The organism is Kaistella antarctica (assembly GCF_900109615.1).
Taxonomy (GTDB): Bacteria; Bacteroidota; Bacteroidia; order Flavobacteriales; family Weeksellaceae; genus Kaistella; species Kaistella antarctica.
Map to the genome: position 1 here is coordinate 1 of NZ_FOIX01000005.1, position 12,500 is coordinate 12,500.

Consider the following 12,500-nt stretch of genomic DNA (forward strand, 5'->3'; position numbering starts at 1 on the left):
TAGGACTCCGATTGACACGTCCGTCCTGAATTAAGACATTTAGATAAAGTGGATAACTTTGTTTTCACTGTACTTATCGTTAAATCAGGCACATATACTATTATTTATACACTTGTTTAAAATTTATATCTAAAGTAGTTGCGAGATTTGATAAGTAGGATTACATTTGCACCACTCTAAATAAGGGTAGCGAAGTAGATCAGATAAGTAGAGGGGGAATAGAGTAGAGGGCGAAAGTTTTCAACATTTATTTCAACAAAAGCTTGTAGGTTAGAATAAACTTTCTATCTTTGCAATCCCAAATCGAGAGAGACGGGTAGCGAAGATGAACAGATTGAATGAGTTGAGAGATGTGTTTTAGGAGTTAAAAAAAACTTTTAAAATTTTCTTGAAAACATTTGGTCATTAGAAATAAAGTTTATACTTTTGCACTCGCAATTCGGAACAAACGACAGAAGAGTTTCCGGGTAATGCGAGAAGAATAGAGATCATTGACATAAAATATACAACCAAAAAGTAAGAAAAAATTAGAGCGTCAATAACTTTGAGTGAGTCAGACAAACATACAATGGAGAGTTTGATCCTGGCTCAGGATGAACGCTAGCGGGAGGCCTAACACATGCAAGCCGAGCGGTATAGAATCTTCGGATTCTAGAGAGCGGCGTACGGGTGCGTAACACGTGTGCAACCTACCTTTATCAGGAGAATAGCCTTCCGAAAGGAAGATTAATACTCCATAATATATTAGATGGCATCATTTAATATTGAAAACTCCGGTGGATAGAGATGGGCACGCGCAAGATTAGATAGTTGGTGAGGTAACGGCTCACCAAGTCTGTGATCTTTAGGGGTCCTGAGAGGGAGATCCCCCACACTGGTACTGAGACACGGACCAGACTCCTACGGGAGGCAGCAGTGAGGAATATTGGACAATGGGTGAGAGCCTGATCCAGCCATCCCGCGTGAAGGATGACGGTCCTACGGATTGTAAACTTCTTTTGTACAGGGATAAACCCAGATACGTGTATCTGGCTGAAGGTACTGTACGAATAAGCACCGGCTAACTCCGTGCCAGCAGCCGCGGTAATACGGAGGGTGCAAGCGTTATCCGGATTTATTGGGTTTAAAGGGTCCGCAGGCGGACCGATAAGTCAGTGGTGAAATCTCATAGCTTAACTATGAAACTGCCATTGATACTGTTGGTCTTGAGTAAATTAGAGGTAGCTGGAATAAGTAGTGTAGCGGTGAAATGCATAGATATTACTTAGAACACCAATTGCGAAGGCAGGTTACCATGATTTAACTGACGCTGAGGGACGAAAGCGTGGGGAGCGAACAGGATTAGATACCCTGGTAGTCCACGCCGTAAACGATGCTAACTCGTTTTTGGGGCGCAAGCCTCAGAGACCAAGCGAAAGTGATAAGTTAGCCACCTGGGGAGTACGTTCGCAAGAATGAAACTCAAAGGAATTGACGGGGGCCCGCACAAGCGGTGGATTATGTGGTTTAATTCGATGATACGCGAGGAACCTTACCAAGACTTAAATGGGAAATGACAGGTTTAGAAATAGATCCTTCTTCGGACATTTTTCAAGGTGCTGCATGGTTGTCGTCAGCTCGTGCCGTGAGGTGTTAGGTTAAGTCCTGCAACGAGCGCAACCCCTGTCACTAGTTGCTAACATTAAGTTGAGGACTCTAGTGAGACTGCCTACGCAAGTAGAGAGGAAGGTGGGGACGACGTCAAATCATCACGGCCCTTACGTCTTGGGCCACACACGTAATACAATGGCCGGTACAGAGGGCAGCTACACAGCGATGTGATGCAAATCTCGAAAGCCGGTCTCAGTTCGGATTGGAGTCTGCAACTCGACTCTATGAAGCTGGAATCGCTAGTAATCGCGCATCAGCCATGGCGCGGTGAATACGTTCCCGGGCCTTGTACACACCGCCCGTCAAGCCATGGAAGTCTGGGGTACCTGAAGTCGGTGACCGTAAAAGGAGCTGCCTAGGGTAAAACAGGTAACTAGGGCTAAGTCGTAACAAGGTAGCCGTACCGGAAGGTGCGGCTGGAACATCTCATTTTTGAGACTCTTCGTTAGGAGAGTATAAACAAACAACACGGTACGCAAGTACCAGAGCACTTGCTCAAAGTTAGCTTTAGTTTTTTCACTTTCGGTTGTTATTTATAAAAACATACACCCACTAGGATTAGTAATCAGGGAGGAGAGATAATTAACAATTATTAATTAATAATTATTAATTAAATAGAGTCTCGTAGCTCAGCTGGTTAGAGCGCTACACTGATAATGTAGAGGTCGGCAGTTCGAGCCTGCCCGAGACTACTAATAATAAGACGGGAAGATAATAGAAAAAAGATAAAAGACGATTTATTAGTCTTGACTCTTTGCTCTTTATTCTCTAAGTCTATACTAGCGGGGAATTAGCTCAGTTGGCTAGAGCGCCTGCCTTGCACGCAGGAGGTCAAGGGTTCGACTCCCTTATTCTCCACAATCTATAGCAATATAGAGAGAAGATAGAAAGTTATAGCAATATAACGAGAACAAGTTACAGCAATGTAGCGAAAAAGCTTCTGAAGTGAAGCAAGCATAGAAGATATTTACAATACAGATTAGAATAATGCCGAAAGGAGGCAAGACTTAACTAAGCAATTAGTAAGTTTGATAGGATCGAGACCTATATATTCACAGTTTTGAACTACTGATTTAAAAGTTACGGATGGAGCCAAAAACACATCTGTTCATCAGCGGAACAAAAAGAGATAAGATCATTGACATAAACGATAAGAACATCACAAAGAGAAAACCGAGCACTTTCGAGTGCCGAGTTTAAATAAAACTAGTTTTGTCACTTAGGTGACGAGACAAACAAACTGAACTAATATATTATTAGGAAAGAAATCGTTAAGGGCGTATGGCGGATGCCTAGGCTTTCAGAGGCGAAGAAAGACGTGGTAAGCTGCGAAAAGCTGCGGGGATCGGCACACACGAATTGATCCGCAGATGTCTGAATGGGGCAACCCGGCTGGTTGAAGACCAGTCACTCTAATTTATTAGAGAGCAAACCCGGAGAACTGAAACATCTAAGTACCCGGAGGAAAAGAAATCGAAGAGATTCCGTAAGTAGTGGCGAGCGAACGCGGATTAGCCCAAAAGTCTTTATATGTTTAGAAGAATGTTCTGGAAAGAACAGCCATAGACGGTGATAGCCCGGTATTTGAAAAGCATACATAGATGATAAATGAGTAGGGCGGGACACGTGAAATCCTGTTTGAATATGGGGGGACCATCCTCCAAGGCTAAATACTCCTGAAAGACCGATAGTGAACAAGTACTGTGAAGGAAAGGTGAAAAGCACTTCGAATAGAAGGGTGAAAGAGAACCTGAAACCGTACGCCTACAAGCGGTCGGAGCCCACAAGTTGGGTGACGGCGTGCCTTTTGCATAATGAGCCTACGAGTTAATTTTACTAGCGAGCTTAAGTACTTCAGGTACGGAGGCGGAGCGAAAGCGAGTCTGAATAGGGCGCTTAGTTAGTAGGATTAGACGCGAAACCTTGTGATCTACCCATGGGCAGGTTGAAGCTTTGGTAACACAAAGTGGAGGACCGAACCGGTTGACGTTGAAAAGTCTTCGGATGACTTGTGGGTAGGGGTGAAAGGCCAATCAAACTGGGAGATAGCTCGTACTCCCCGAAATGCATTTAGGTGCAGCGTTGCGACAAGTTTATTAGAGGTAGAGCTACTGATTGGATGCGGGGGAGTCAAATCCTACCAATTCCTGACAAACTCCGAATGCTAATAAATGTTTCGCAGCAGTGAGGGCATGGGTGCTAAGGTCCATGTCCGAGAGGGAAAGAACCCGGACCAACAGCTAAGGTCCCCAAATCTATACTAAGTTGAAATAACGCGGTTGAACTGCATTGACAGCTAGGATGTTGGCTTGGAAGCAGCCATTCATTTAAAGAGTGCGTAACAGCTCACTAGTCGAGCGGTTCGGCATGGATAATAATCGGGCATAAGTATAGTACCGAAGCTATGGATTTATAACTTTTGAGTTATATCTGGTAGGGGAGCATTCTGTTTGCACAGAAGCTAGATCGTGAGATTTGGTGGAGCGGACAGAAAAGAAAATGTAGGCATAAGTAACGATAAAGCGGGCGAGAAACCCGCTCACCGAAAGAATAAGGTTTCCTCAGCCATGCTAATCAGCTGAGGGTTAGTCGGGACCTAACGCGAACCCGAAAGGGGAAGTGGATGGACAATGGGTTAATATTCCCATACTTGCTCACACTAAAAAGGGGACGGAGTGCCGTACTTACTGGAGACTGACGGAATAGTCAAGACCTAGCCTTCGGGCGAAGTTGTTGTAGGGAAAGTGCTTCCAAGAAAAGCCGAAGTGAAGCAACTCGTACCAAAACCGACACAGGTATTCGAGGAGAGAATCCTAAGGTGCTAGAGTGAATCATGGTTAAGGAACTAGGCAAAATAGTCTCGTAACTTCGGAAGAAGGGACGCCAATAGAAATATTGGCCTCAGTAAAGAGGCCCAGGCGACTGTTTATCAAAAACACAGGACTCTGCTAAATCGAAAGATGCTGTATAGGGTCTGACACCTGCCCGGTGCTGGAAGGTTAAGGAAGGTTGTTAGCAGCAATGCGAAGCAATTAACTGAAGCCCCAGTAAACGGCGGCCGTAACTATAACGGTCCTAAGGTAGCGAAATTCCTTGTCGGGTAAGTTCCGACCTGCACGAATGGTGTAACGATCTGGGCACTGTCTCAACCATGAGCTCTGTGAAATTGTAGTCTCGGTGAAGATGCCGAGTACCCGCAATGGGACGAAAAGACCCTGTGAACCTTTACTATAACTTCGTATTGACTTTGAATAAACAATGTGTAGGATAGGTGGGAGGCTTTGAAGCGGGCACGCTAGTGTCAGTGGAGCCAACGTTGAAATACCACCCTTTGTTTATTTGGAGCCTAACTTCCTAACGGAAGAACAGTGCGTGGTGGGTAGTTTGACTGGGGTGGTCGCCTCCAAAAGAGTAACGGAGGCTTTCAAAGGTACCCTCAGCACGCTTGGTAACCGTGCGTAGAGTGTAATGGCATAAGGGTGCTTGACTGTGAGACCTACAAGTCGATCAGGTGCGAAAGCAGGACATAGTGATCCGGTGGTTCCGTATGGAAGGGCCATCGCTCATAGGATAAAAGGTACTCCGGGGATAACAGGCTAGTCTCCCCCAAGAGCTCATATCGACGGGGAGGTTCGGCACCTCGATGTCGGCTCGTCACATCCTGGGGCTGGAGAAGGTCCCAAGGGTTGGGCTGTTCGCCCATTAAAGTGGCACGCGAGCTGGGTTCAGAACGTCGTGAGACAGTTCGGTCTCTATCTATTGCGGGCGTTAGATGTTTGAGAGGGCTTGAATCTAGTACGAGAGGACCGATTTGAACAAACCTCTGGTGTATCAGTTGTTCCGCCAGGAGCACCGCTGAGTAGCTACGTTTGGAAAGGATAAGCACTGAAAGCATATAAGTGCGAAACCTGCCTCAAGATGAGACATCTTTTAAGGGTCGTTGGAGATGACAACGTTGATAGGCTATAGGTGTAAAGGCAGTAATGTCATAGCCGAGTAGTACTAATTACCCGTAGATTTATTGCCTAATTAAGGTACTCGATCGTGCAATACGGTCTTCTCTTTGTGATTGTTTTTATCGCTTTTTTTTATTAGACTATTAGATAATAGACGGATAGATAATAGACCACGGTCTACTACCTACCCCCTAAAATCTAAAACCTAATATAACAATATACTGTACAACCTTTTGTACAAAACAACCTTTAGGGTGGTTTTAGCAGAGGGGCTCACCTGTTCCCATTCCGAACACAGAAGTTAAGCCCTCTAGCGCCGATGGTACTGCTAACGCGGGAGAGTAGGTCGCCGCCAGTCTTTTTCAAAAGCTCATCAATTTATTTTGATGAGCTTTTTTTGTGACCAAATTCCAGATGATGGGTGATCAATGATGGGTGATGGGTGATGGATGACAATAGTAAGTATGTAAGTTAATGATAGTGTGTAGTAGAAATTATTGGATTAACCGAAAAATTTGGGACTAAGAAAAAATTTGGACTAACCTGAAAAAGAAAAATCGCTATCTGTTACTCCACGTAATTATATTCTGAAGTCTTTTATTTTCGCATTGATTCTGCGCGTGCATTTACACTTCTGTTTTTAAAATAATTTAGAATATCATTCTAGTGCAGAGTAATGGTTCTTATTAAAGAAATATAAGATTTTAATCAAGCATTTTCTGTCGCTCTAAACCAATATGCGAGCTTTGTCATATCAATATCTTTGCTAATTTTCTCGTTATAAATTCGTCTTAATCCATTTGTTATTTCATAACGCTTTCGATGTAGGGATATTTCTCAAAAAATATTTTCGCTTTCTGCTTTTAATGTTCAGACCATTTCGCTCTACTTTTATAGAGCAAATAGCGACTTCTCACCAAAAGTTATTTTCTGGTGTTTCCATTTTTCAAAAAGTTCAAGCGTATTGGATTATTTTTAGATTTGCTTTCAGCAATCCATCCATTTTACTTTTCGATCGCTCCCAGCGATGTTTGATATGGATTTCCTGTAAAGTTTATATCGTTAGTTTCTAAATTTAGAAACGATCGATTACCTCTATACTATTTCCTATTTGGTTCCTTTAATAATGGCTATAATAATACCTTTTTTTCAGTTGCTTTTGTTGAATTAAGTATAGTGATAAGTTCACCATCAGATAAAGTCACTTTATCTTAGGAGACTTCTTCTGAAAAGTTTTCGGGAAAAAGTACGTAATCTTCACGATGCCGTTTTTATCTCAGTTTTTGTAATCGCTACTCGATTTTTTTTACTGGCTTGAAATTTCTTGCCATCAATGCCATAAAATTCATCCGTGATTTTTACAGTGAAATACTACCGTATCGGCTGATCTTTTTAAAAACTTCACAAAAATCTTTTGTCATGCTAGTTCCTTAGCGATGAGATTGTTATCTCGCTTAACTATTTGTCTGGAATTTTTATCTGTCCACCTTCTTGTTTTGATATGAAGTTTTACAAATTTCCCACGCAGCGGAAAGTTATCTACAGTATTTTCTGGGAGCAAATCTTTAGAATTTAGATTTTTTTTCTTCAAAAAAGGCATAAGGTGTTCCTTCAATATCCTTTATATTGGTAATATCAAAATGCTTCACTAATAACGCTGATAAAAACAACTTAAGGATGTCGAAACTGTTTAGTATCCTTCAAAAATATTAATTCATTTTAATCTCCCCCAGGTTTGTACCTGATGCTATGTACGGCAATCCAATAACATCGATTTCAGACATCCATTAATTATGAACAAGCCATTATCTGAATTTTTCTATCTTTGATTTTATTATTTTCGCAACTTATTTAAAAACCAATTGCATATTAGCATCTATAATTTTTGTTATGATTTCAGATCGCAATTTGAAGAGGAAAAATTAAGTAACAAACATTTCAATGACTTGATAAAAAAAATTGTCTCAGTAAGTAAGCTGGGATGTGATGTTAATAATAAATAAAAAGAAATGGTTTTTTAGAAATCAAGTTTAAAAACTACAGCGTACTATTATATAGTGTTTTAATTGGGCGGTTCCCTCGCCAACGCTTACAAACATTGTACAATACTTTCCAGCCGCTTCGGGTCGGGCTCTTCGTTTCAATTCCTCGCGCCTTCGCTAAAAGCCCGACGCTTGGCTGTGGGATTTCCACTACGATCCCTCATTCAAACTATTACTCTAATTCCCAAAACCTTACTATATCACCACATTGAGATAAAGTGGATAACTTTAAAACAAAATTATTAGGCTACGAATCAATCCATTAGGTAAGAACTTATACCCAAGTTTTAAATAAGGTTGATTATGTGTTGCGAGATTTAGAAAGTAGGATTACATTTGCACCACTCTAAATAAGGGTAGCGAAGTAGATCAGATAAGTAGAGGGGGAATAGAGTAGAGGGCGAAAGTTTTCAACATTTATTTCAACAAAAGCTTGTAGGTTAGAATAAACTTTCTATCTTTGCAATCCCAAATCGAGAGAGACGGGTAGCGAAGATGAACAGATTGAATGAGTTGAGAGATGTGTTTTAGGAGTTAAAAAAAACTTTTAAAATTTTCTTGAAAACATTTGGTCATTAGAAATAAAGTTTATACTTTTGCACTCGCAATTCGGAACAAACGACAGAAGAGTTTCCGGGTAATGCGAGAAGAATAGAGATCATTGACATAAAATATACAACCAAAAAGTAAGAAAAAATTAGAGCGTCAATAACTTTGAGTGAGTCAGACAAACATACAATGGAGAGTTTGATCCTGGCTCAGGATGAACGCTAGCGGGAGGCCTAACACATGCAAGCCGAGCGGTATAGAATCTTCGGATTCTAGAGAGCGGCGTACGGGTGCGTAACACGTGTGCAACCTACCTTTATCAGGAGAATAGCCTTCCGAAAGGAAGATTAATACTCCATAATATATTAGATGGCATCATTTAATATTGAAAACTCCGGTGGATAGAGATGGGCACGCGCAAGATTAGATAGTTGGTGAGGTAACGGCTCACCAAGTCTGTGATCTTTAGGGGTCCTGAGAGGGAGATCCCCCACACTGGTACTGAGACACGGACCAGACTCCTACGGGAGGCAGCAGTGAGGAATATTGGACAATGGGTGAGAGCCTGATCCAGCCATCCCGCGTGAAGGATGACGGTCCTACGGATTGTAAACTTCTTTTGTACAGGGATAAACCCAGATACGTGTATCTGGCTGAAGGTACTGTACGAATAAGCACCGGCTAACTCCGTGCCAGCAGCCGCGGTAATACGGAGGGTGCAAGCGTTATCCGGATTTATTGGGTTTAAAGGGTCCGCAGGCGGACCGATAAGTCAGTGGTGAAATCTCATAGCTTAACTATGAAACTGCCATTGATACTGTTGGTCTTGAGTAAATTAGAGGTAGCTGGAATAAGTAGTGTAGCGGTGAAATGCATAGATATTACTTAGAACACCAATTGCGAAGGCAGGTTACCATGATTTAACTGACGCTGAGGGACGAAAGCGTGGGGAGCGAACAGGATTAGATACCCTGGTAGTCCACGCCGTAAACGATGCTAACTCGTTTTTGGGGCGCAAGCCTCAGAGACCAAGCGAAAGTGATAAGTTAGCCACCTGGGGAGTACGTTCGCAAGAATGAAACTCAAAGGAATTGACGGGGGCCCGCACAAGCGGTGGATTATGTGGTTTAATTCGATGATACGCGAGGAACCTTACCAAGACTTAAATGGGAAATGACAGGTTTAGAAATAGATCCTTCTTCGGACATTTTTCAAGGTGCTGCATGGTTGTCGTCAGCTCGTGCCGTGAGGTGTTAGGTTAAGTCCTGCAACGAGCGCAACCCCTGTCACTAGTTGCTAACATTAAGTTGAGGACTCTAGTGAGACTGCCTACGCAAGTAGAGAGGAAGGTGGGGACGACGTCAAATCATCACGGCCCTTACGTCTTGGGCCACACACGTAATACAATGGCCGGTACAGAGGGCAGCTACACAGCGATGTGATGCAAATCTCGAAAGCCGGTCTCAGTTCGGATTGGAGTCTGCAACTCGACTCTATGAAGCTGGAATCGCTAGTAATCGCGCATCAGCCATGGCGCGGTGAATACGTTCCCGGGCCTTGTACACACCGCCCGTCAAGCCATGGAAGTCTGGGGTACCTGAAGTCGGTGACCGTAAAAGGAGCTGCCTAGGGTAAAACAGGTAACTAGGGCTAAGTCGTAACAAGGTAGCCGTACCGGAAGGTGCGGCTGGAACATCTCATTTTTGAGACTCTTCGTTAGGAGAGTATAAACAAACAACACGGTACGCAAGTACCAGAGCACTTGCTCAAAGTTAGCTTTAGTTTTTTCACTTTCGGTTGTTATTTATAAAAACATACACCCACTAGGATTAGTAATCAGGGAGGAGAGATAATTAACAATTATTAATTAATAATTATTAATTAAATAGAGTCTCGTAGCTCAGCTGGTTAGAGCGCTACACTGATAATGTAGAGGTCGGCAGTTCGAGCCTGCCCGAGACTACTAATAATAAGACGGGAAGATAATAGAAAAAAGATAAAAGACGATTTATTAGTCTTGACTCTTTGCTCTTTATTCTCTAAGTCTATACTAGCGGGGAATTAGCTCAGTTGGCTAGAGCGCCTGCCTTGCACGCAGGAGGTCAAGGGTTCGACTCCCTTATTCTCCACAATCTATAGCAATATAGAGAGAAGATAGAAAGTTATAGCAATATAACGAGAACAAGTTACAGCAATGTAGCGAAAAAGCTTCTGAAGTGAAGCAAGCATAGAAGATATTTACAATACAGATTAGAATAATGCCGAAAGGAGGCAAGACTTAACTAAGCAATTAGTAAGTTTGATAGGATCGAGACCTATATATTCACAGTTTTGAACTACTGATTTAAAAGTTACGGATGGAGCCAAAAACACATCTGTTCATCAGCGGAACAAAAAGAGATAAGATCATTGACATAAACGATAAGAACATCACAAAGAGAAAACCGAGCACTTTCGAGTGCCGAGTTTAAATAAAACTAGTTTTGTCACTTAGGTGACGAGACAAACAAACTGAACTAATATATTATTAGGAAAGAAATCGTTAAGGGCGTATGGCGGATGCCTAGGCTTTCAGAGGCGAAGAAAGACGTGGTAAGCTGCGAAAAGCTGCGGGGATCGGCACACACGAATTGATCCGCAGATGTCTGAATGGGGCAACCCGGCTGGTTGAAGACCAGTCACTCTAATTTATTAGAGAGCAAACCCGGAGAACTGAAACATCTAAGTACCCGGAGGAAAAGAAATCGAAGAGATTCCGTAAGTAGTGGCGAGCGAACGCGGATTAGCCCAAAAGTCTTTATATGTTTAGAAGAATGTTCTGGAAAGAACAGCCATAGACGGTGATAGCCCGGTATTTGAAAAGCATACATAGATGATAAATGAGTAGGGCGGGACACGTGAAATCCTGTTTGAATATGGGGGGACCATCCTCCAAGGCTAAATACTCCTGAAAGACCGATAGTGAACAAGTACTGTGAAGGAAAGGTGAAAAGCACTTCGAATAGAAGGGTGAAAGAGAACCTGAAACCGTACGCCTACAAGCGGTCGGAGCCCACAAGTTGGGTGACGGCGTGCCTTTTGCATAATGAGCCTACGAGTTAATTTTACTAGCGAGCTTAAGTACTTCAGGTACGGAGGCGGAGCGAAAGCGAGTCTGAATAGGGCGCTTAGTTAGTAGGATTAGACGCGAAACCTTGTGATCTACCCATGGGCAGGTTGAAGCTTTGGTAACACAAAGTGGAGGACCGAACCGGTTGACGTTGAAAAGTCTTCGGATGACTTGTGGGTAGGGGTGAAAGGCCAATCAAACTGGGAGATAGCTCGTACTCCCCGAAATGCATTTAGGTGCAGCGTTGCGACAAGTTTATTAGAGGTAGAGCTACTGATTGGATGCGGGGGAGTCAAATCCTACCAATTCCTGACAAACTCCGAATGCTAATAAATGTTTCGCAGCAGTGAGGGCATGGGTGCTAAGGTCCATGTCCGAGAGGGAAAGAACCCGGACCAACAGCTAAGGTCCCCAAATCTATACTAAGTTGAAATAACGCGGTTGAACTGCATTGACAGCTAGGATGTTGGCTTGGAAGCAGCCATTCATTTAAAGAGTGCGTAACAGCTCACTAGTCGAGCGGTTCGGCATGGATAATAATCGGGCATAAGTATAGTACCGAAGCTATGGATTTATAACTTTTGAGTTATATCTGGTAGGGGAGCATTCTGTTTGCACAGAAGCTAGATCGTGAGATTTGGTGGAGCGGACAGAAAAGAAAATGTAGGCATAAGTAACGATAAAGCGGGCGAGAAACCCGCTCACCGAAAGAATAAGGTTTCCTCAGCCATGCTAATCAGCTGAGGGTTAGTCGGGACCTAACGCGAACCCGAAAGGGGAAGTGGATGGACAATGGGTTAATATTCCCATACTTGCTCACACTAAAAAGGGGACGGAGTGCCGTACTTACTGGAGACTGACGGAATAGTCAAGACCTAGCCTTCGGGCGAAGTTGTTGTAGGGAAAGTGCTTCCAAGAAAAGCCGAAGTGAAGCAACTCGTACCAAAACCGACACAGGTATTCGAGGAGAGAATCCTAAGGTGCTAGAGTGAATCATGGTTAAGGAACTAGGCAAAATAGTCTCGTAACTTCGGAAGAAGGGACGCCAATAGAAATATTGGCCTCAGTAAAGAGGCCCAGGCGACTGTTTATCAAAAACACAGGACTCTGCTAAATCGAAAGATGCTGTATAGGGTCTGACACCTGCCCGGTGCTGGAAGGTTAAGGAAGGTTGTTAGCAGCAATGCGAAGCAA

At 43.1% G+C, this 12,500-nt stretch carries 4 tRNA genes and 5 rRNA genes (1 of these 9 running past the window's edge); all 9 read left to right on the top strand.

Features of this window, described 5'->3' with window-relative positions:
- Positions 1–565: 565 nt before the first annotated feature.
- A 16S ribosomal RNA gene (locus BMX49_RS14425) occupies positions 566–2,082 on the top strand.
- A 186-nt stretch (positions 2,083–2,268) separates the two neighbouring features.
- Positions 2,269–2,342 (top strand) — tRNA-Ile (locus tag BMX49_RS14430).
- A 92-nt stretch (positions 2,343–2,434) separates the two neighbouring features.
- Positions 2,435–2,508, top strand: a tRNA-Ala gene (locus BMX49_RS14435).
- A 403-nt stretch (positions 2,509–2,911) separates the two neighbouring features.
- A 23S ribosomal RNA gene (locus BMX49_RS14440) occupies positions 2,912–5,676 on the top strand.
- Positions 5,677–5,856: 180 nt separating this feature from the next.
- Positions 5,857–5,964 (top strand): 5S ribosomal RNA (gene rrf, locus BMX49_RS14445).
- Together the 16S, 23S and 5S rRNA genes with 2 tRNA genes alongside form the textbook arrangement of a ribosomal RNA operon.
- Positions 5,965–8,383: 2,419 nt before the next feature.
- Positions 8,384–9,900: ribosomal RNA gene (locus BMX49_RS14460) — 16S ribosomal RNA — on the top strand.
- A gap of 186 nt (positions 9,901–10,086) precedes the next feature.
- A tRNA-Ile gene (locus BMX49_RS14465) sits at positions 10,087–10,160 on the top strand.
- Between the two features lie 92 nt (positions 10,161–10,252).
- Positions 10,253–10,326, top strand: a tRNA-Ala gene (locus BMX49_RS14470).
- A gap of 403 nt (positions 10,327–10,729) precedes the next feature.
- Positions 10,730–12,500: ribosomal RNA gene (locus BMX49_RS14475) — 23S ribosomal RNA — on the top strand (it continues 994 nt past the right edge of the window).